The 21,184-nt window shown below is 49.7% G+C and carries 20 protein-coding genes and 1 pseudogene; 10 read left to right on the forward strand and 11 right to left on the reverse strand.

The window, feature by feature from the left end; translation table 11 throughout:
• Positions 1–58: 58 nt before the first annotated feature.
• Positions 59–1,150 carry a 1-deoxy-D-xylulose-5-phosphate reductoisomerase gene (dxr, locus tag AC9UES_RS00650; RefSeq protein WP_509525643.1) on the reverse strand — a complete coding sequence of 364 codons (1,092 nt, stop codon included), beginning with the start codon at positions 1,148–1,150 and terminating at the stop codon, positions 59–61.
• A gap of 56 nt (positions 1,151–1,206) precedes the next feature.
• Between dxr and gabT the strand changes: the two genes are divergently transcribed.
• Both gabT and AC9UES_RS00660 read left to right on the forward strand, forming a co-directional pair.
• Positions 1,207–2,532 carry a 4-aminobutyrate--2-oxoglutarate transaminase gene (gene gabT / locus AC9UES_RS00655; RefSeq protein WP_509525646.1) on the forward strand — a complete coding sequence of 442 codons (1,326 nt, stop codon included), beginning with the start codon at positions 1,207–1,209 and terminating at the stop codon, positions 2,530–2,532.
• A gap of 13 nt (positions 2,533–2,545) precedes the next feature.
• A complete protein-coding gene (locus AC9UES_RS00660; RefSeq protein ID WP_509525648.1) occupies positions 2,546–3,904 on the forward strand; it encodes a transaminase in 1,359 nt (452 codons plus the stop codon).
• Here the strand turns inward: AC9UES_RS00660 and AC9UES_RS00665 are convergent.
• Genes AC9UES_RS00665 through AC9UES_RS00680 form a run of 4 tightly spaced genes read right to left on the reverse strand, consistent with a single transcriptional unit; the run spans position 3,893 to position 7,999 of the window.
• The gene (locus tag AC9UES_RS00665) at positions 3,893–4,699 is read right to left on the reverse strand and encodes an ABC transporter permease (protein ID WP_509525651.1); all 807 of its coding nucleotides are present in this window, start codon (positions 4,697–4,699) and stop codon (positions 3,893–3,895) included. The genes AC9UES_RS00660 and AC9UES_RS00665 overlap by 12 nt on opposite strands.
• Positions 4,696–5,604 (reverse strand): ABC transporter permease, encoded by a 909-nt coding sequence (locus AC9UES_RS00670; RefSeq protein WP_509525653.1) that lies wholly within the window; start codon positions 5,602–5,604, stop codon positions 4,696–4,698. The genes AC9UES_RS00665 and AC9UES_RS00670 overlap by 4 nt, the downstream gene beginning before the upstream one ends.
• Before the next feature lie 4 nt (positions 5,605–5,608).
• Positions 5,609–6,739, reverse strand: coding sequence for an ABC transporter ATP-binding protein (locus tag AC9UES_RS00675; protein WP_509525655.1), 1,131 nt, complete (start codon positions 6,737–6,739; stop codon positions 5,609–5,611).
• The gene (locus AC9UES_RS00680; RefSeq protein ID WP_509525657.1) at positions 6,740–7,999 is read right to left on the reverse strand and encodes an ABC transporter substrate-binding protein; all 1,260 of its coding nucleotides are present in this window, start codon (positions 7,997–7,999) and stop codon (positions 6,740–6,742) included. It abuts the gene before it with no gap.
• A gap of 230 nt (positions 8,000–8,229) precedes the next feature.
• Here AC9UES_RS00680 and ald point away from each other — a divergent pair, with 230 nt between their 5' ends.
• Positions 8,230–9,345 carry an alanine dehydrogenase gene (gene ald, locus AC9UES_RS00685; RefSeq protein WP_509525660.1) on the forward strand — a complete coding sequence of 372 codons (1,116 nt, stop codon included), beginning with the start codon at positions 8,230–8,232 and terminating at the stop codon, positions 9,343–9,345.
• Positions 9,346–9,559: 214 nt separating this feature from the next.
• Here ald and AC9UES_RS00690 read toward each other — a convergent pair.
• Positions 9,560–10,381, reverse strand: a pseudogene (locus AC9UES_RS00690) (FtsK/SpoIIIE domain-containing protein); the annotation flags it as partial.
• A 58-nt stretch (positions 10,382–10,439) separates the two neighbouring features.
• Positions 10,440–11,876 carry a gamma-aminobutyraldehyde dehydrogenase gene (locus AC9UES_RS00695; RefSeq protein WP_509525663.1) on the reverse strand — a complete coding sequence of 479 codons (1,437 nt, stop codon included), beginning with the start codon at positions 11,874–11,876 and terminating at the stop codon, positions 10,440–10,442.
• Positions 11,877–12,041: 165 nt separating this feature from the next.
• Between AC9UES_RS00695 and AC9UES_RS00700 the strand changes: the two genes are divergently transcribed.
• From AC9UES_RS00700 to AC9UES_RS00725, 6 genes are all read left to right on the forward strand, one after another.
• Positions 12,042–12,515 carry an Lrp/AsnC family transcriptional regulator gene (locus AC9UES_RS00700; RefSeq protein WP_509525665.1) on the forward strand — a complete coding sequence of 158 codons (474 nt, stop codon included), beginning with the start codon at positions 12,042–12,044 and terminating at the stop codon, positions 12,513–12,515.
• A 175-nt stretch (positions 12,516–12,690) separates the two neighbouring features.
• A complete protein-coding gene (locus AC9UES_RS00705; protein ID WP_509525746.1) occupies positions 12,691–14,043 on the forward strand; it encodes an aspartate aminotransferase family protein in 1,353 nt (450 codons plus the stop codon).
• 104 nt (positions 14,044–14,147) lie between these two features.
• On the forward strand, positions 14,148–14,624 hold the full coding sequence (locus tag AC9UES_RS00710) for a methylated-DNA--[protein]-cysteine S-methyltransferase (protein WP_509525668.1): 477 nt from the start codon (positions 14,148–14,150) through the stop codon (positions 14,622–14,624).
• On the forward strand, positions 14,617–15,198 hold the full coding sequence (locus tag AC9UES_RS00715) for a DNA-3-methyladenine glycosylase I (RefSeq protein ID WP_509525671.1): 582 nt from the start codon (positions 14,617–14,619) through the stop codon (positions 15,196–15,198). The genes AC9UES_RS00710 and AC9UES_RS00715 overlap by 8 nt, the downstream gene beginning before the upstream one ends.
• 10 nt (positions 15,199–15,208) lie before the next feature.
• The gene (locus tag AC9UES_RS00720; protein ID WP_509525674.1) at positions 15,209–15,679 is read left to right on the forward strand and encodes an RNA polymerase sigma factor; all 471 of its coding nucleotides are present in this window, start codon (positions 15,209–15,211) and stop codon (positions 15,677–15,679) included.
• Between the two features lie 42 nt (positions 15,680–15,721).
• Complete coding sequence (locus AC9UES_RS00725) at positions 15,722–17,122, forward strand: hypothetical protein (protein ID WP_509525676.1); 1,401 nt, start codon at positions 15,722–15,724, stop codon at positions 17,120–17,122.
• Here the strand turns inward: AC9UES_RS00725 and AC9UES_RS00730 are convergent.
• Positions 17,105–17,845 carry a YaaA family protein gene (locus AC9UES_RS00730; protein WP_509525679.1) on the reverse strand — a complete coding sequence of 247 codons (741 nt, stop codon included), beginning with the start codon at positions 17,843–17,845 and terminating at the stop codon, positions 17,105–17,107. The two genes, AC9UES_RS00725 and AC9UES_RS00730, sit on opposite strands and share 18 nt — an antisense overlap.
• Before the next feature lie 22 nt (positions 17,846–17,867).
• On the opposite strand from AC9UES_RS00730, the gene AC9UES_RS00735 reads away from it, so the two are divergent.
• Positions 17,868–18,515, forward strand: a complete 648-nt coding sequence (locus AC9UES_RS00735) for a cob(I)yrinic acid a,c-diamide adenosyltransferase (protein WP_509525682.1) — start codon at positions 17,868–17,870, stop codon at positions 18,513–18,515.
• Here the strand turns inward: AC9UES_RS00735 and AC9UES_RS00740 are convergent.
• From AC9UES_RS00740 to AC9UES_RS00750, 3 genes are read right to left on the reverse strand one after another with little or no spacing between them, the layout of a single operon-like run.
• On the reverse strand, positions 18,512–18,778 hold the full coding sequence (locus tag AC9UES_RS00740; RefSeq protein WP_509523524.1) for a F0F1 ATP synthase subunit epsilon: 267 nt from the start codon (positions 18,776–18,778) through the stop codon (positions 18,512–18,514). The genes AC9UES_RS00735 and AC9UES_RS00740 overlap by 4 nt on opposite strands.
• Positions 18,779–18,780: 2 nt before the next feature.
• On the reverse strand, positions 18,781–20,229 hold the full coding sequence (gene atpD, locus AC9UES_RS00745; protein WP_509525685.1) for a F0F1 ATP synthase subunit beta: 1,449 nt from the start codon (positions 20,227–20,229) through the stop codon (positions 18,781–18,783).
• Positions 20,230–20,243: 14 nt separating this feature from the next.
• Positions 20,244–21,152 carry a F0F1 ATP synthase subunit gamma gene (locus AC9UES_RS00750; RefSeq protein WP_509525687.1) on the reverse strand — a complete coding sequence of 303 codons (909 nt, stop codon included), beginning with the start codon at positions 21,150–21,152 and terminating at the stop codon, positions 20,244–20,246.
• Positions 21,153–21,184: the final 32 nt, after the last annotated feature.

Below are 21,184 nucleotides of genomic sequence, written 5' to 3' on the forward strand. Positions count from 1 at the left end.
AACCAATCTACTTCACGCTACCGACCAAGCCTGCTGGGCTATTCACATTCTGGGGAAACTAACAGGCCTTCGCAATCTGAGAATCGGTTCTATCCCTTGCCCACTTCTCAGCAGCCAAGACACTTTCGAGACTCAACTGTGAATCCGGTTCGTGGGCTTCCACCGCTCTTTCAATGAGCTCGGTTATTTGATCAAAGGAGATTAGTCCAGCATGAAATGCTGCTACCGCCTGTTCGTTACTCGCGTTATAAACAGCCGGGTAGCTCTTGCCGAGCTTTCCAACCTGCCTTGCAAGCTTCACAGCACTAAAGACATTCTCATCTAGCGGATCAAATTGCCAGCTGTGAGACTTACTCCAGTCAATAGGCGAAGAAACTTCTGCAATTCGTTCTGGCCAACTAAGCCCCAGTGCAATAGGAAGTTTCATATCTGGCGGTGAGGCCTGAGCAATAACTGAACCGTCAACAAACTCCACCATGGAGTGAATAACAGACTGTGGGTGGACAGTGACCTCGATGCGCTCAAAAGGTATGTCAAATAGCAAGTGCGCTTCGATTATCTCAAGCCCCTTGTTTACCATCGAGGCGGAGTTTGTAGTTACCACTTGACCCATCACCCAAGTTGGGTGAGCTAGTGCTTGCGCGGGGGTGACAGCTTGCAGCTGCTTCTTAGTAAAGCCACTGAAGGGTCCGCCCGATGCGGTAAGAATTAGCTTCCTTACTTCAGATGAAGATCCTGCACGAAGACACTGAGCGATTGCAGAGTGTTCAGAATCAACCGGAACAATCTGACCAGGGGTAGCTAAATCTTTGACTAACTGCCCTCCAACAATTAACGACTCTTTGTTGGCAAGAGCAAGAGTTTTTCCAGTTCGAAGCGCGGCGAGGGTTGGAGCTAAACCAATTGATCCGGTTATGCCGTTTAGGACAACATCAGCGTCAGTTTCTGAAACCAGCTTTGTGGCAGCTTCTGCACCCAGCACTGCCTGGGGTGCAGACAAGCCAAAATGATCACGTTGTGCTTCTAGATCCTTAGAATTGGACCCTGCCGCTAGCCCAACAATTTTGAATTTGTCAGGGTTTTTATTGATTACCTCAATGGCTTGGGTACCAATTGACCCAGTAGATCCAAGGATTATGACGTGGCGCATTTATCAATAATGGCATGCTGGGGCTATCAATTGGGCTGGCATAGAATTAGACCACCATGGAAATCACCCAAGAACTCAAATTAGTTACCGCTATTCCAGGGCCAAAGTCCCTCGAATTTCACAAAATGAAGCAACAGGAAGTTAGCCACGGCGTTGGCACCATGTTGCCGGTATACATCGAAAGAGCTCACGGAGCTGTTTTGGTTGACGTTGATGGCAATCAACTTATTGACCTTGGAAGCGGAATTGGTGTTGTCACCATAGGTCACACCAACAAACAAGTAGTTGACGCTGTCATGGAGCAGGTTCAAAAATTAACTCATTCTCTTTTCACCGTAACCCCATACCTTCCTTACCTTCAGGTCTGCGAAATTCTAAACCGCAGAACTCCTGGCAAGTTCGAAAAGCGCTCAGCTTTGTTCAACTCCGGCGCCGAAGCAGTTGAAAACGCCGTAAAGATTGCTCGCAAATACACCGGCCGAGGCGAAATAGCTGTATTCGATCACGGTTACCACGGCCGAACAAACTTGACGATGGCCATGAACTTCAAAGCACATCCTTACAACAACGGCTTTGGTCCGTTTGCTCCTGGTGTGCACCACGTGCCAATGTCTTACCCATTCCGCGATCCACAAGGCATGACCGGTGAAGAAGCCGCTCGTCGCGCAATTACCTATATGGAAAAGCGTGTTGGAGCAGAAAGCTTGGCAGCTGTAATCATCGAACCGGTTCAGGGTGAAGGTGGATTTATTGTTCCAGCTACGGGCTTTTTGAAAACCATCGCCGACTGGGCAGCCAAAAATGGAATTGTCATGGTGGCCGATGAGGTCCAATCCGGTATCGCAAGAACCGGAAAATGGTTTGCCAGCGAATGGGAAGAAGGCTTCGAGCCTGATCTAGTGATCATTGCCAAAGGTATTGCAGGCGGTATGCCGATTTCAGCAGTAACCGGAAGAGCAGAAATCATGGACGCATCCCACCCCGGAGGCCTTGGTGGCACCTATGGAGGTAATCCAGTTGCGGCAGCGGCAGCGGTTGCAGTTCTAAACCAGTTAGAAGCTGGCGGAGTACTCGAGCAAGCAGAGCGCATCGAAAGAATTCTTGTCCCTCGCCTAGAGCAAATGAAGGCGAAGTATCCAGTAATTGGCGATGTCCGTGGCCGAGGAGCGATGCAGGCAATCGAATTCGTTGAACCTGAAACCATGAATCCAAACTCCAAGGCCGTTGAAGCAGTTTCTAAATATGCTCATAGCCACGGTGTGGTAATTCTGAGCGCAGGAACGCACGGAAACGTGATCAGGTTCCTACCGCCGCTAGTAATCAGCGATGCACTGCTTAATCAAGCATTGGACATCGTCGAAGCTGGCATCGCCTCCCTTTAATTAGGCAAAACTCATGACCTCCTTTTATGATCCACCGCGCCTAGCGAAGCTCTTTGCCAAAGAGCTAGAGCTCTTTGTGAAAACTCATCCAGAGTCCAAAAAGCTTCACGACAAGGCTGCCGGACCCATGATGAATGGTGTCCCGATGTCGTGGATGAAAAAGTGGCCAGGCCCATATCCGGTTTATGTAGCTAGCGCCAAAGGCGCTCACTTCAGCGATGTCGATGGGAATGACTATGTCGACTTTTGCCTCGGTGACACAGGAGCCATGGTTGGTCACTCCCCCGATGCATCTGTTGCTGCAATAAAAAATCAACTCGACAAGGGCATCACCTTTATGTTGCCTACCGACGACGCCGCAATTGCGGCGCAAACCCTTGCCGATCGATTTGGTTTAGAGAAGTGGCAATTCACTCTTACCGCAACCGATGCCAACCGGCACATCATCCGCTACGCCAGGCACGTCACTGGGCGCAAGAAGATTGTCATTCATGACTACTGCTACCACGGCACCGTGGATGAAACTTTTGCGAACCTCGACGAGCAAGGCAACACCACTAGCCGCGCCAACAACATTGGCGCACCAGTTGAGCTAAGCGAAACCACCTGGGTCGTGCCGTTCAATGATCTACCGGCTGCTGAAAAAGCCTTTGCATCTGGTGAGATTGCAGCCGCACTTATTGAACCGGCAATGACCAACATTGGAATCGTACTTCCAGAGCCTGGTTATCTTGAAGGGCTAAGAGAGCTTGCGACAAAGTACGACGTGATCTTGATTCACGACGAGACTCATACTCTTTCAGAAGGCATCGGAGGAATGACAAAAAGGCGTAACCTTCGTCCCGACGCCGTAGTGCTAGGAAAAACAATCGGCGCTGGAATCCCAGCCGGAGCCTTCGGCATGAGCTCAGCCCTTGCCGAGCGAATTGCAAAAAGTGTCCACCTTGAGCACATCGACGTGGGTGGTGTTGGAGGAACCCTCGCAGGAAACGCTCTATCCATGGCGGCTATCCGCGCAACGCTTACCGAGGTGCTTACCGAAGAGGCGTTCGAAAGAATGGAGAAAATCTCCACCGAGTGGACCAAGGATGTTCAAGAAATTATCGATGAATTCAATGTTCCTTGGCAGGTCAGCCAGCTTGGCTGCCGTGCCGAATACAGCTTTAGAGCAACAGCCCCAAGAACAGGAAAAAAAGCAGCAGACGCCGATGATTTCGCGCTGCAGCAGTACCTTCAACTTCACTCCATCAACCGCGGAGTTTTGATGACGCCATTTCATAACATGGCGCTGATTTCACCTGAAACAACACTTGAAGATGTGAAGCGTCACACCCTTCACTTCAGGGAAGCCGTAGAAGCTTTATTTGGCTAGTTTTGCAATTCTATTTCGCTTTAGTGCGCCACCGAGCTGGAATACCAGCACCAGCGCGATCGCAAAGATAAACACCGCAGAGCCAATAACGTTTGCCTCTGGCGGAATGCCACGCAGGGCTGCTGCGTAAACATACTTCGGGAACGTAATCTCGGTGCCCGAGTTAAAGGCAGTCACGATGTAGTCATCGAAGCTGAGGGCCAAAGATAGCAGCGCCGCAGCCATGATTCCAGGCAACAACAGCGGGAAAGTGATTTTCATAAACACCTGAGCTGGCGGAGCGTACAAGTCTCTGCCGGCTTCTTCAAGCTTTGGATCCAAGGTTGCAATTCTTGCCTTGACGGTAACTACAACAAAGCTAAGGGTGAAAAGGATGTGTCCAATGATTACGGTTCCAATACCGCGCGGGATGCCAACGTTGAAAAACTGTGCAGCAAGTCCGGCGCCCATAACTACCTCTGGGGTAGCAAGTGGCAAGAACAATAACAAGTTAGTTGCGGAGCGGAACTTGAATTCGTATCTGGTAACAGCGATAGCAAGCATGGTGCCAAGAATTGTGGAAACGATGGTCGCGGTAACAGCAATCAGGATTGAATTACCAAATGCCTCACAAACCGCCTCGTTATTGCAGACCCCAGTCCAGTTATCGAAAGTAAAACCCTGCCAGCCAGGGGTGTTCTTGAATGGGTCGTTGAATGAAAACACGAAGGTGTAGCCAATCGGGAACATGAGAAAAATAAATGCCAAAGAAATATAGGTAGGTAGGAGGTACTTTCCCAAGCTGAACTTGTTCAAAGCAGGTCCTCCGTTCCAGTTCGCCTAATGTAAATCGAGACCAGAACCACAATCGCGGCCATAAGCATCACAGACAACGCCGATGCGCTCGGGAAGTCCTGAATGGTTATGAAGTTAGCTTCAATCACGTTTCCAAGCATCGAGGTATTCGGGCTTCCAAGGAAGTTACCGCTAGCAGTTACGTAGTCACCTGCGATGGGGATAAAGGTAAGTAGCGTTCCTGAAGTGATTCCAGGAATTGAAAGCGGAAAGGTTACTTTCCAAAAGGTACTGGAGGGCTTAGCGTAAAGGTCACTTCCAGCTTCCAATAACGCAGTATCTAAGCGCTCAAGGTTTGTGTAAAGAGGGAGAGTCATAAACGGAATGAAGTTGTAAGTCAGTCCAAAAATAACTACTAATGATGATCCGAGTAGGAATTCGTTGTCCGCCAATAGCCCTAGATCTCTAAGCACCGTGGAAATCCAAGAGTTTTGACTGAAAACCTGCTTCCACGCAAAAGTTCGAAGTAAGAAGCTGATGAAAAAGGGTGCAATAACCAAAGTCAATAACAGTGCCTGCAAGACTGGCTTGTTTCTTGCCTTTACCCCGATGAAATAAGCAATTGGATAGCTAATTGCTAAAGCCAACAGAGTTGCCACAGTTGCGTAGAAAAAGGACCGGATGATCTGATCCAAGTACTCCCCCACTACAAACGCGTAGTTTCCAAACTCAAGACCTGGCTGATACACACCGATTCCCCCGCCAAGAACTGGCGCCTGAAGTGAAGTGGTGATTAGGGAAGCAAAAGGTGTTATGAAAAACAAGCCCAAGTAAAACAAACCAGGCAACACAAGAAGAAGCACAATTTTTGGATTCTTTGACTTCCCTGCGGTCTTTTTCTTCTTGACCGATACCTGGGTTGACATACTGCTAGTTACCTTTGGGCTTCGCTTCAGGAAGATCGGAGAGCCCAAAGCTGTGCTCAACCTTCCAGCTAACCCAAACCTTGGCACCAAGCTCAGTCACAGGAGATTTTCCAATATTCTGGGCAAACACCGTAACTTCCCCAAGATTTGGAATATCGATTAGGTACTGGTTACTAACACCAGTGAACCTAATGTCAATGATTTCTCCAGGGCCAACAACGTTTAGTCCTGAGCTAGCATCAGGCTCGGCATCTTCGTGGAAGAAAGCCTTCTCGGGTCTAACTCCTATTGCAATCTTGCCGGTGGTCTTTTCTGCTCGGCTGGTTGGAACCTTAATCTGACGTCCCGCAACGCTGATACTGACAGAATCTCCAGAAGATTCAACTACGTCACCGACAAAAATGTTTGATTGACCTAAGAACTTAGACACAAATAGTGTCTTTGGTCTTTCGTAAAGAGCTTCCGGAGCACCCATCTGCTCGATGCGACCCTTGTTCATAACCGCAACGGTGTCGGCCATGTCCATGGCCTCTTCCTGGTCGTGGGTCACGTGCAAGAAAGTCAAACCAACTTCTATCTGAATAGCTTTGAGCTCAACCTGCATTTGACGTCTTAGTTTTAGATCCAGCGCACCAAGTGGCTCATCTAACAACAGAAGTGAGGGTCGATTAACGAGTGCTCTAGCGAGCGCCACTCGCTGCTGCTGACCTCCAGATAGCTGGGTAGCTCTGCGCTCTGCTAGGTGCTCAAGTTCAACAAGTTTCAGAGCCTCAGTAGCTTTGGGAAGAGGTTCGCTAACTTTGCGCTGACGAAGACCGAATGCCACGTTTTCCAAAACCGACATGTGTGGAAACAGTGCGTAGTTTTGGAACACGGTGTTTACTGGTCGCTCGTGAGGCTTGATGTTAGTGACGTCTTGATTACCAATAAGGATTTTTCCCTTTGTTGGTGAATCAAGACCTGCAACCAACCGCAAGGTTGTTGTCTTTCCACAACCAGATGGTCCAAGCAGTGCGAAGAACTCACCAGCTGGAATCTTTAGGTCAAGATCCTCAATGGCAACAAAACCCGGATATTCTTTCCTGATTCCAACTAGCTCTAGATCTGCCCCTCTGGCAACGAACTCGACGGCCAACTAAGCGCCCAGCTGAACTCTGCCCCAAGCGGTTACGAATGACTGCTCTTCCTGAGCGCTCAAAGCACGGAAGCCGTGAGTCGAAGCTAGGAAAGCCTCGTCTGGGAAGATCAACTTGTTTTCAGCCAATTCAGGATCCAACTTGATTGCTTCCTCGTATGCTCCAACCACCGGTGTGATGTAGTTCACCCAAGCCGCAAGTTCTGCAGCGTTTATTGGGTCGTAGTAGTAGTTCATCAACAATTCAGCATTCTTCTTGTGAGTAGCACCCATTGGAACGGTGAACATGTCGGCAGAAATTGTTCCACCGGACTCAGGCAGGAAGAAACCAAACTTGTCGTAGCCAGCACCGAAGTTCATCTGGACAACGTCTCCAGACCAAACAATTCCAGCAACGTACTCGTCGTTAGCAAAGCCGTCCATGTACTCGTTACCTGCGAAAGCCTTGATCTTGCCATCGGCGTAAAGCGCAGCAATGTCATCTATAACACCCATAAATGCATCCTCTGTTAGCGATGAAGCGCTGGCAATGTCAATGTTCTTTGACTGAGCAATAACACCAATGGTGTCTCTCATCTCAGAGATTAGGACAACGCGACCGTTTAGTTCTGGTGCCCAAAGGTCTTCTACTTTCGTTGGCGCGTCATTGCCTGTCAGCTCTTTGTAGAGCTCCTTGTTGTAAGCGATACCACCCAAGATTCCCTGGTAAGGAAGTGTGAAGTCGCGGTTTGGATCATAAGCAGCACCCAAGTACGCAGCAGCAACATTGGCTTTGTTTGGAATGTTCGCGGAGTCAAGTTTTTGAACTTGTCCATCGTTTACCAAACGAGCTGCTAGCCAGTCAGTTGGACAAATAAGGTCTGCTCCAACATCTTTACCGGAAATGAGTTCATTTCGGTTGATTCCGTACCACTCGTCGTTGTCGTTGTATTCCTCTAGGTACTCAACGGTAATTCCCGACTGCTCCTGGAAGCGATCAAGAGTAGGACGTGAAAGTTCGTCTTCTGAAAGGTCCATGTAGCCTGGCCAGTTGTACCAAACCAATACCTTCTCGGAATCCGAAACGTCGGTTGCAGGAACTAGTGCTTCTGAAGTTGCACCGCTACCATCGCCGGCAGGTGCACAAGCAGCCAAACCAAAAGCAGCTCCAACTCCAGCAGCTCCAGCTAGTGCGGTTCTTCGGGTTAGTGTCTTGCGACGAGACATCTTTACAAGCTCTGCGAGCATCGGGTCTTGTGGGAGAGAGTTTGGATCTTTCATTATTGGCGACTCCTAGAAATAAAGGCGAACAAGGAAAGAGCTGGGTTATCCCAGACCCTTGGACTTTATCCTGCCACAAAATATTCCTAGAAAAGCCAAAAAACCGCCAATTTGAAGGTGGGATTTTTGGCGTGTTGTGGCCAAAATTGCCACTGACACTTACCTCTCACGAGCAGGTATCCTTCTAAAGGCGCCCATTGAGGTTCCAATTTCGAACTCAGGAGAACCCAATGAAGATCTCAATTCCCAAAGAGGTCAAGAACAACGAATATCGCGTTGCGATTACTCCTGCTGGAGTGCACGAGCTTGTCTCTGCCGGCCACGAGGTCACCGTCCAAGCTGGAGCTGGTCTTGGTTCAGCTATTTCCGACCAGGAATACCAGTCGGCTGGAGCCAAGATTGTCGCTTCCGCAAGCGAAACTTGGGCCGCTGGAGACTTAGTTCTAAAGGTAAAAGAACCAATCGAATCTGAGTACCCGATGCTCCGTGAGGGCCTTACGCTCTTCACTTTTCTCCACCTCGCCGCAGACTTACCTTTAACTAACGAGCTGATCAAAAAGAAGGTAACCGGCATCGCTTACGAAACCGTTCAGCTTCCTTCTCGCGCGCTTCCTCTTTTGGCCCCGATGTCTGAAGTTGCCGGTCGCCTTGCACCACTGGTTGGAGCCAGCACCCTACTTCGCCAAAACGGAGGCAACGGAATGTTGCTTGGTGGAGTTCCTGGAACCCGTCCTGCAAAAGTTGTAGTTCTTGGTGGCGGTGTTGCCGGCACCAGCGCCGTGGCGGTGGCAGTTGGAATGGGTGCAGAAGTAACTGTTTTGGACACCAACCTAAATCGCTTGCGTGAACTAGACGCACTGTATGCAGGAAGACTAAAGACAATCGCGAGCAACACTTTCGAAATTGAGCGTGCGGTTTTGGAAGCTGACCTAGTTATTGGTTCAGTTTTGATACCTGGGGCCAAAGCTCCAAAGCTTGTCACAAATTCACTTGTCAAGAAGATGAAGTCAGGTGCTGTTTTGGTGGACATCGCAATCGACCAGGGTGGTTGCTTCGAAGATTCCAAGCCAACAACCCACGCAGAACCGACCTTCAAAGTCCACGACACTATCTTTTACTGTGTGGCCAATATGCCTGGAGCAGTACCTCACACCTCTACCTATGCGCTGACGAATGCAACCTTGCCATACGTGAAAGCAATTGCGAATCAGGGTTGGAAGAAAGCTCTTGCGGCAGATCCAGCCCTGGCTCTTGGTTTGAATACATTTGACGGAGCGCTTGTGAGCGAGCCGGTTGCAATTGCTCACTCGATGAAGGCAACTGAGCTATCAAAGGCTCTGGCCTAACCCCCAAAGGAAAGCTAAAGCATTCAGCCTGATTGCTACCACAGTAAACAATCGCACTGGCCCATCCCGCAACGGTTATTGGTTTGTGCTTACCTGGATTGATTCCAAGCTGAACCATATCAATCGGGTCCGAAGAATTCATGGCTACCCTGGCGCGCAGGTTTGTAAGCATCGCCCGCGATACCCCGCTTAGTGATTGGGTTGCTGCAACTAGGTGTATCCCTAACGACCTGCCACGTGCGGCAATGTCTTCAATGGTTGCTAGGGCCTTTGGGCCGCTTGCGAGTGCAGCGACGAACTCGTCCACCACAACTACCAATCGAGGTAACAGATTGCCATTGGCAACATACTGCTCGATACTCGAGCACTTGGCACTGGCAAAAAGCCGCTCTCGCTCCGCTAGCTCGCGAGCTAGTAGGGCATAAAGTTCTAGCTGACTTGCCTGATCTAAATCGGTAGCCATACCAATGGCATCGGCAGCAAACTCTTCGAGTGCTGCGCCACCTTTGTAATCAAAGAGTGCGAGCCTGAATTCCTGAGTTGCGCGCAGTGAAGTGATTAGCAGCCGTAGAAATTCAGACTTACCAGATCCGGTTGGGCCAACAACAATTAGATGCGGGCCATCGGTAACCAAGTCCAGAATCAGTTCCCTGTTTTCCCTAACCCCAATCCAGCAAACTAGATTGCCCTGCCCTGCCCCGCTAACCCGGAAACAATCTTGTTTGATGCGATCGAGAGCTTGGGCAAAGTAATCCCCTGCTGATACCCTCGATAGCTCAGCAAGTAGCAATTGATGCCATTGCGCTTTCCAAAGAAACTGAAATCTTGGCAGCACTCGGTTGCCAATGGCAACCGAGCCGTTGGATACGTGCACCACACTGTTTTCATCAAACTGCGGATAGCGGTTTTTATAGCTTTGCGTTCCTATAAGAATCAGCACCATAAGAACGCTTATGAGCGCTAGTTGCCAATAGCCACTTGAGAAACCAAAACCCAAGCCAATAAGCATCGAGGGTAAATACCAAATCCATTGCATAAAGCTAAACCTGCCTCAGATTGAGGCAGGTTTAGTCAATTGGTTTGGAAGTTGTGGATTAGTCCCCGATGTAGCTCATGACGTGCTTGACGCGGGTGTAGTCCTCAAAGCCGTACATCGATAGGTCCTTTCCGTAACCGGAGTGACGGAAACCACCGTGTGGCATTTCGGCAGCAAGAGGAATGTGGGTATTGATCCAGACGCAACCAAAGTTCAGGCCCTTGCTAAAGCGCATTGCGGTGGTGTGATTCGATGTCCACACGCTGGCAGCAAGCCCGTACTTCACGTCGTTGGCGTTGCGCATAGCCTCTTCAGCATCCTTGAACTTCTGAACGGTGATCACAGGACCAAAGATTTCGCTCTGAATGTGCTCGTCTTTTTGCTGCAGGCCAGACAAAACGGTGGCTTCTAGGAAGTAACCATCTCCTGGAAGCTGAGAGCCTCCGGTTTCTAGCTTGGCGTGTGATGGCAAGCGATCGATGAAGCCTTTGACTCTTTCTAGTTGACCCGCGTTGTTGACTGGACCAAACAAGATGTCATCACGCTTTGGATCTCCCGTATGGGCATTTGCCTTTACCTCGGCTACCAGTAGTGCCAAGAACTCATCGTGCACATTCTCATGCACCAGGATTCTCGTAGCGGCAGTGCAGTCCTGACCGGCGTTGAAGAATCCGGCAACCACAATCTGGGCTGCGGCTTTTTGCAGGTCAGCGTCTGGGAAGACAATTACCGGTGCCTTGCCACCAAGTTCTAGGTGAACCTTCTTGACATCAGCTGCTGCAGACTTGGCAACTTCCATACCGGCGCGAACCGAACCGGTAATTGAAACCATTTGTGGGATTTCGTTTTCGATCATGGCTCTACCGGTGTCGCGGTTACCGGTCACAACGTTGAATACGCCTGGAGGAAGGTGTTCTGCTGCGATTTCTGCCAACAACAAAGATGATGCAGGTGTGGTGTCAGATGGCTTTAGGACAACTGTGTTTCCAGCTGCAATTGCTGGAGCAAATTTCCAAACTGCCATGTTCAATGGGTAGTTCCAAGGAGTTACCTGACCGATAACACCAATTGGCTCGCGACGAATAGAAGAAGTGTGATCCCGGGCATACTCTGCGGTAGCGCGGCCTTCTAGGTTTCTTGCAGCTCCCGCAAAAAATCTAATCTGGTCTACCGATGGATCCATTTCATACTCAACCAGTGTTGGTCTTGGCTTACCGGTGTTTTCAGATTCCACATCGGCAGCTTCACCGCTTCTTGCAGCAAGTGAATCAGCAATTCTAAATAGCGCTAGCTGACGCTCGGATGGTGTGAAGTTGCTCCACACCTCGAATGCAGCCTCGGCAGCCTTGTATGCACTAGCAACATCGGCTTCCGAAGAAACCGCTGCGGTGGCGTAAGTCTTACCATTGGCTGGATTGACAACATCGGATCTTTCGGAGGAGCTAGCCTCGACGTGTTTTCCATTGATGAAGTTTTTTAGTTCGCGAACTGCCATTTGTTCATACTCCTTTGTAGAAGGGGTAGCGACCCCTGTTTAGAATCGATTCTAATCCCAGAAAATGACCCCAAAATCACGAGTTTTGTATCGAATTAGTTGCGGTTTGACCCCATGGGAACGGATTCGTTTGCTTATTCAATGCTTGGCTGGCAAAATCCATGTATGTCACGAAGTGGAAGAGCCCAGGCCTCAGCGCTTGACGACGTCTCGAAGTTGATCATCGAGCAGCTCCAAGATGATGGCCGCAAGTCCTATTCCGAAATAGGCAAGGCCGTTGGCCTGAGCGAAGCAGCCGTAAGGCAAAGGGTCCAAAAACTCACCGAAAAAGGCGTCATGCAAATCGTTGCCGTGACCGACCCGGTTCAGCTTGGTTTTTATACCCAGGCCATGGTTGGCATCAAGTGCAGCGGGGACACAACTGAAATCGCCAGCGCGCTAAGCAAGATGGCCGAGGTGGACTATGTGGTCATAACCGCCGGCAGCTTCGACATTCTGGTTGAGATTGTTTGTGAGAACGATGACTCACTAATCAAGATCATAAACTCCAAAATCAGGCGGTTGGCTGGGGTAACATCGACGGAAACCTTCGTATATTTGAAGCTACAAAAGCAGTTCTATAACTGGGGCACCAGGTAACACCTCAAGAAAATGAATGGAATAGAAAATCATGGCAGTTAAGGAATCTAAGGCAAAAAAGCTTGTTGCCGGGATCAAGTCCCTTCTAAAGCGCACCGTCAAATCAGGAGCAGCCAAGACTCCCAAGCTTGCACTCGTTGAGGCGCGTAAGGAAGGTAAGAAGATCACTCCTGCCATGTTGGAGAAGTCAGCGAAGAAGCATCTTTGGATGCACTTCACCCGCCACGGCTCTTTTGAGAACAAAGAGATTCCGATCATGGCTAAAGCCGAAGGTCACTACGTTTACGACGTGCACGGCAAAAAATACATCGATGGTCTATCAGGATTGTTCTCCGTAAACGCAGGTCACGGCCGCAAGCGACTAGCTGATGCTGCTTCCAAGCAGATCACCGAACTAGATTTCTTTCCGCTTTGGTCTTACGCCCACCCGCCAGCAATTGAACTAGCAGAGCGTTTGATTTCTTATGCGCCTAAAAACCTCAGCAGAGTGTTCTTCACCACCGGTGGTGGTGAAGCGGTAGAAAGTGCATGGAAGATCGCCAAGCAGTATTTCAAAATGACAGGCAAGCCAACCAAGCACAAAGTTATCTCTCGCCACGTCGCTTACCACGGCACCAGCCAGGGAGCTCTTTCGATTACCGGTATCCCGGCAATGAAAAAGATGTTTGAGCCGCTAGTTCCTTCGACATTTAGGATTCCAAATACCAACTGGTACCGCGCTCCTTCTTCGTTCAAGACCGAGGAGGAATTTGGTCTCTGGGCTGCTAACCGGGCCGAAGAAATGATTCTCTTTGAAGATCCGGACACTGTGGCTGCAATCTTTGTTGAGCCAATTCAGAACTCTGGTGGTTGCTTCACGGCCCACCCTGCTTATTTCAAGCGCCTGAGAGAGATCTGCGACAAGTACGACATCTTGCTGGTAGCCGATGAAACAATCACCGGTTTCGGCCGCTCTGGTGCGATGTTTGCTTGTGAAAGATATGGCATTGAACCAGACATGATGGTAATGGCTAAGGGAATTACATCTTCTTACCAGCCTCTTGGAGCACTCATGCTTACCGAGAGACTGTTTGAACCCTTCACCGCCGGAACCAACATTTTGGCCCACGGATACACCTTCGCGGCCCACCCGGTTGCGTGTGCGGTAGCACTTGAAAACTTGGATATCTTTGACGAAGAAAACCTAGTTGGAAACGTGGCCAAGAACTCGGCGGTGTTCAAAAAGACCCTTGAGAAACTCTATGATCTTCCAATAGTTGGAAACATCCGTGGCGATGGTTACTTCTTTGCAATTGAACTAGTCAAGGACAAAAAGACTAAGGAGCCTTTCACAGCCCCCGAGCGTGAGAAGCTTCTTCGCGGTTACCTAGCTGGCAAGCTACTTGAAGAAGGCCTTTACTGCCGTGCCGATGACCGAGGTGACTCAGTTATCCAGCTGGCACCGCCACTTACCATCGGACCTAAAGAGTTCGACGAGATCGAGCGAATCCTTCGCAAGGTGCTAACCCCAGCGATGAGCAAGTTCTAACACAAGCTATCCAACACCCCAAGGCCCAGTGGGTCTTGGGGTTTAGCTTTTCCACAACCTTGAAATCTTGCTTGCCTAGTGCGAAAACCGACAACAATTTAGGCATGAGCGAATCAGCAAGATCTAGGCGATCTTTTCCTTCGCCTTTTGGTTTCATAACCATCAGCGCAGAGGCGGAAAAGATTACTTCCGTTGAGCTGTGTAAGAAGTTAACTTCTTTAGGTTCCTCTAAAGTTCTAGACGATGCGGGCACACAGTTAGCGCTCTACCTCGAGGGTGTAATTACAAAATTTAGTCTTCCTCTCAAAGTCTCTGGCACACCATTTCAGCTGGCGGTTTGGAAGGCTATAGCCAAGGTTCCTTTTGGCAAAACTATTTCCTACGGCGAAATTGCAGCTGCTCTTGGAAAGCCCCAAGCAGCCAGAGCGGTTGGGGCCGCGGTGGGCGCTAATCCAACTCCCCTTTTGGTTGGCTGCCACCGGGTTCTTGGGTCCAATGGCTCGCTAACTGGTTACTCCGGTGGCCAGGGAATCAAAACCAAAAAGCTGCTGCTGGATCACGAAGGCATCGATTATGAGTGAATTTGTAACTGAGTATTCGGATGGACAGAAGCGCTGCCGCTGGCCCAAGCAAGATCAGATATACATCGACTATCACGACACCGAGTGGGGCGTAAAGCTAGAGGGAGAAAATGAGCTCTTTGAGCAACTAGCTCTTGAGGCGTTTCAGGCAGGCCTTTCCTGGATAACTATCTTGAAGCGTAGGCAAGGCTTTAGAAAGGCATTTCATAACTTCAACATCCGCAAGGTTGCCAAGATGACCGAAAAGGATATCGAGCGGCTAATGCAGAACGAAGACATTATCCGAAATAGGGCAAAAATTAATGCCACTATCAATAACGCCCGCCTGATCTTGGATCTGGGTCAGCCGCTTAGTCCATTGATTTGGTCTCACGCACCCAAGCGCGCCATGGGTCCGACTTCTGGCTTCGAGTTCAAGGCAACTACCCCGGAGTCAATCGCGCTGAGTAAAACACTGCGAAGTCTTGGTTTTTCATTCGTTGGCCCTACCACCATGTATGCGATGATGCAGTCAATTGGCATGGTGAATGACCATGCACCCGGTTGTTTCAGGAGAAACGAACTTTGCCAGTAGGATTACAGCTGTGAGCCCAGAAGAATTTACAACAATCTATCGGCAGCTTCTGCCACAAATATCGAAATACCTAGCTAGGCGCGTGAGTCCTCCGGATGTTGAGGACATAGCCTCAAGAATTTTTGAAATCGCTTGGACGAAAAGATCTGAGGCACCCAAGGGCTTTGAGCTCCCCTGGCTATATAGAATCGCTGGATTTGTGGTCGCAAATCACCGAAGAACTCAGAAGGCTAAAGAAAACTTCTTGGTCTTATTCCGGCCACGGGACTCTGCCCCTTCGGCTGAGGACATCGCTCTAAGCGACCTTAGTCTTTCAGAAGCTTGGGCAAAGCTGACCCCAGCAGAGCGCCAGGTTATATCCCTAAGTAGCTTTGAAGGTCTAGACAATGATGACTCGGCCAGGGTGTTGGAAATCTCGACTAATGCCTTCGCGCTTAGGTTGAGCAAGGCTAAGGCCAAACTTAGAGGGCTGATTTCCTAAAAAACCCAGACATAATCGCCAACCTGTCTACATAACCTATATATGAATACTCCAGATGAACTAGACGCCCGTCTGCGTAAGGCAGACCCCGCAAACAAAGCCAAAACTGAGCCGCTATCAGCTGAAATCTTGGCAGCCGCCTCAAAGTCCAAACTAAGACTTGGCCTTACCCAAAGATTTGAACTTCTATCAGCCAGAGCTAGAGGTTTCGCTTTGGGTGGATTAGTTTCTGGCACAGCGGCAATCCTGGCAGTGGCCGTAGTAGTCAACCCAGTCCAAACTCCACTTATCCAATTAGCTGCTTCCTACCAAAATCCTTCAAATGGATCCCCCTCGTCTGAAGCATCAGCAGACAAAATGATGTCTATGCCCTTTTTTAGCTACGAGTATGTGGCTGGATCTAATCTGTCAAACGAGGGTGGATCTGGCCAGATCTATAAGCTAGTGCGGACCGGAACTCCAGAATCCGTGCTCCAGAAGATAGCAAGATTGTTTGAAGTTCAGGGCAGCTTTAAGAAGTTCCCTGACTTCAGTGAAGCAAATCCTGGTTACTTTTTTGGTGAATCCGATGATCCTTGGGGAATTGACAGTGTGAGCCCAATCGTCTCGGTTTGGTGGAGCGGGACAGCATCTTGGTACTATTCCAATCCTTCTGACTCTTCAATTTCGACTGATTGCAGATCAATCGACGCCGAAGGGTTTTGTGAGGAGTGGATTGACCCGGTTCCAACCCCAGAACTACTCCCAAGCAAGTCTGAAGCCATAGCAAAAGCTCTGGAGGTATTCAACGCAACTGGCCTAGCTGTGACCGAATCTGACTTACGAGTTGACTGGTCGGAATGGGGCGGTTCCGTGACCGCCGCCATGGTTGTAGATAATCAGCCGACAAGTATCGAATGGTACATCGGCTGGGGGTCAGATGGCGAGATTAGCTACGCGCAAGGTCACTCGGTAGTTGCTCAAGCAGTTGGCACCTACAACACCATTTCCCCTGTCCAAGCTATCGATCGACTCGATCAGTGGATCTGGTATGGATCTCCACCTAGCTATTTGTATGAAAAATACCCGGCAATTTATAGTGACATGAGCGTTCGCAATGAACCACTTGTTGACCCAGAGGTATCAGAAACCGAAGTGACAGCCGAACCGATTGAACCTAGTCCATCAGAGACCGCGTCAGCGGTGCCTGAACCTACCGAAACTGAGCCAGCCCCTGTTGAGCCCCAGGTTGTCACTTTGACAATTGTTAGGGCAGAGTCGGCTCTCTTGGGAATTTGGGATGCTGCCGGGGATGTTTGGCTAGTACCAGGATGGATCATGTTTAACGATGAGGGATGGTGGAGCACAGTAATTTCATTGATTGAGGGAATTATTGCTCTTCCTGACCCCGACATCTTTGAAATAGAGCCTCTTCCTGCAGAAGACTCATCCGTAGGAAATTAGCAAAAGCTTCTTACCCGAAACTTCTATTTTCAGATCGGCTAGCTTCGCAATGGTCTTTAGATCGGCAATGGTTTTTGGTGCTGGGCCAACTGTTAGTGCGGATCTTAGAAACTGACCCTTTGCCTGCTTATTGAAATGATTTAGCCTGGTTCGTTTGCCCTTTTTGTCTTCAAGAACTACATCGAGTGTGTAGTAGACAAGATGGCCTGGAAGAGGCGCTAATTCAGCATATGAATTGGATCTCATGTCGATCACCATCTCTTTTGAAAACTTCGACCACAACGCTTCGTGAGCTTCCTGCCAAAGCGATTTCAGATTCATCCCAGGAAGTTTTGAGCCGGCAGAAAGGCGATAGTTTGGGATCTCATCCCCGGCCGAAATTAAACCAAAAAGCGAAGACTGGATAAACAAGGCCTTACTGGCTCTAGTTCGCATACCTGAGGTGACGCCGCCTTCTTTGAGAGCGTCATACAAGGTGCCGGTGTATCGATCAAGGGCTGGTAAACACTTCGGGTTAGCTAGATCCAGGTTGACGGCAATCTCCCCCAGTTGCTTTGGTCCAAGCTTTAGGGCCTTAGCCGCAATCGTTGGGCTCTTGCAGATTTCAATCAAAGCCAACTGAAGCAATTTACGAGTTTTGTTTAGTTCTTTGTGGCTCAGAACCTTGGCCTTCTTTTTGCCACCAGGCTCCTTGGTTTCAGACGGTGGGAGCAAAAAGATCATTCCATAAGCCTAGACTTAGACCATGGTCAAACTTACAAAAATCTATACCCGCACAGGCGATGAAGGTCTTACTGGTCTCAGCGACTTTTCTAGAACTCGCAAAACAGATCCTCGTATCGAGGCCTACGCCGACGTTGATGAAGCCAACTCCGCAATCGGAGTTGCTGTTGCACTAGCCCATGGCGAGTTCGACGCCGAAACTTTGGCTCTGCTGTCGCAAATACAAAATGATCTATTCGATTTGGGCGCAGACCTTTCGAACCCCCTCAACGAACACTACGAGTATGAGCCATTACGAGTAGACGCTATTTGGATTGATGCTCTAGAAGAAGCAATCGACAAATACAACAAGCAGCTTGAAAAGCTAGACAGCTTTATTCTTCCTGGAGGATCCGGAGTTGCTGCAGGTCTCCACTTAGCAAGGACCGTTGTTCGCAGAGCCGAGCGCGCCACCTGGCACGCAATCGAAAAGTATGGAACAGACCCTGCAAAAAAGGGTCAGAATAACGGCGGCGTAAGCGTTTTGGCTGCCAAGTATCTAAACCGTCTGAGTGATCTGTTGTTTGTCTTGGCACGTTTTGCCAACATCAAGCACGGTGGCGATGTGAAGTGGATTCCGGCTTCAAACAGACGCGAGCGTCCTGCAAGCACCCGCCCTGAGCAGGATTAAGCCAGCGAAGCATTTCTGGCAACAACAGTTACCACGTCATGCTCGACTGACAAGAATCCATCATCTGCGGTAACAACGAGCACTTCACCCTCAGGTTTGGTAACTCTAACCTCACCGTTAGCCAAGATGGCAAGCATCGGTTCATGCCCTGGCATCAAACCAATTTCGCCTTCAACTGTTTTGGCTACCACCAACTTAGCTTCGCCAGACCAAACTGCCTTGTCGGCAGCAACTAGCTCAACCCGCAGAGTTTTTTCAGACAAGGTTAGTTACCAGATTCTTTCTGAATCTTGGTCCACTGGCGCTCAACGTCTTCTAGGCCACCGACGTTGAAGAACGCCTGCTCCGCAACGTTGTCAAAGTCACCGTTTGCAATCTTGGAGAATCCTTCGATGGTCTCCTTGAGCGGCACGGTAGAACCTGCAACACCGGTGAACTTAGTAGCCATGTAAGTGTTCTGAGACAAGAACTGCTGAATTCTTCTTGCTCTGGATACCGCAACCTTGTCTTCTTCGGAAAGCTCCTCAACACCCAAGATGGCGATAATTTCCTGCAATTCCTTGTTCTTCTGAAGAATCTGCTTGACCCTAACGGCAGTCTCGTAGTGATCCTTCGCAATGTAACGAGGGTCCAGGATTCTTGAAGTTGAAGAAAGTGGATCCACCGCTGGGTAAAGACCCTTGGAAGCAATTTCACGGCTTAGCTCAGTTGTTGCATCCAAGTGAGCAAAGGTGGTTGCTGGGGCTGGGTCGGTGTAGTCATCGGCAGGAACGTAAATTGCCTGCAGAGAAGTAATCGAGTGACCACGGGTAGAGGTGATGCGCTCTTGTAGTAGACCCATCTCATCGGCCAAGTTTGGCTGGTAACCCACGGCGGAAGGCATACGACCTAGCAGTGTGGAAACCTCAGAACCTGCCTGAGTGAAGCGGAAGATGTTGTCAATAAATAGCAACACGTCCTGCTTCTGCACGTCACGGAAGTACTCCGCCATTGTCAAAGCAGACAATGCAACACGCAAACGCGTGCCTGGTGGCTCATCCATCTGACCGAACACGAGCGCGGTCTTGTCGATAACACCCGACTCAGTCATTTCATCGATTAGGTCGTTACCTTCGCGGGTACGCTCACCAACACCGGCAAACACCGAAACACCGTCGTGGTCTTCTGCCACACGGTAAATCATTTCCTGAATCAAAACGGTCTTACCAACACCGGCACCACCGAATAGACCAATCTTTCCACCCAATACATAAGGGGTTAGAAGGTCAATAACCTTGATTCCGGTTTCGAACATCTGAGTCTTTGACTCAAGCTGATCGAAAGCTGGCGGCTGGCGGTGAATTGGCCAACGCTCGGTGACCTCAATTTTTTCGCCTGGCTTAGCGTTTAGAACTTCACCGGTTACGTTGAAAACGTGTCCCTTGGTGACATCTCCAACTGGAACAGAAATTGGCGCTCCGGTGTCAGACACTGTGCCACCGCGAACCAAGCCATCGGTTGGCTTCAAGGCAATGGCGCGAACGAGGTCATCACCTAGATGCTGAGCCACCTCAAGAGTTAGAGTCGTGGTTTCTCCCAACAGGTCAATCTTTGTTGTGAGGGCGTTGTAGATCGCGGGGATGGCATCGTGTGGGAACTCGATGTCAACCACCGGACCGTTTACTCGAGCGATGCGCCCGGTGCCTGCCTGTGGGGTTGTCTTTGTCTCAGCCATTTCTTATCTTTCTCTTAGTCCTCATCGCCAACGGTGGCCAGTGCATCCGCACCACCGACGATTTCGGAAATCTGTTGCGTAATTTCTGATTGACGTGCCTGGTTGCTCAAACGGGTGTAGTTCAAAATCAGCTTCTCAGCGTTATCGGTAGCTGACTTCATGGCCTTCTGACGTGCAGCGTGCTCGGAAGCCGAAGACTGAAGCATTGCGTTGAAGATTCTGCTCTCGATGTAAACCGGTAGCAAGGCATCAAGCACCTTGTTTACATCTGGCTCAAACTCGTAAAGCGGGAAGATCTCGCTCTTGGAAGGCTCTTCAACACCCTCGACTACCTCAAGTGGAAGTAAGCGCACAACCTCTGGAACCTGGGAAATCATAGATACGAAGCGGTTATAGACCATGTGAATCTCGTCTACTCCCCCGTCTTTGGCATCAGTGTTGAAATCAGCCAACAGCGCATCTGCAATTGACTTCGCAGTGTCAAACTCCGGAAGGTCAGTGCCACCAACCCACTGCTGACGGGAAAGTCGTCTGCGGAAATTGAAGTAGCTTACGGACTTTCTTCCAACCAGGTAGTAAACAACATCTTTGCCCTGTCCCTTTAGAAGCGTTACTAGCTGCTCAACTTCTTTTAGAACGTTCGAGGAAAAGGCTCCAGCAAGACCGCGGTCGGAGGTAAAGATAACTACCGCTGCGCGATCAATTGTCTCTGGCTCAGTCGTAAGAGGATGATCGATGTTCGAGTAGGTAGCCACGGCAGAAACCGCTCTGGTAACCGCTCGTGAGTAAGGAGTCGAGGCAGCAACGCGCTGCTGCGCCTTGTAGATACGGGAAGCAGAAATTAGCTCCATAGCGCGAGTAATCTTCTTTGTGGTCTGTGCCGACTTAATCTTCTGTCGGTAAACCCTGAGTTGCGCTCCCATATCTCTCCTTTCCTAGTCTCGAATTGGCAACG

Origin of the sequence: Rhodoluna sp., assembly GCF_044232805.1 — a bacterium.
GTDB lineage: Bacteria > Actinomycetota > Actinomycetes > Actinomycetales > Microbacteriaceae > Rhodoluna.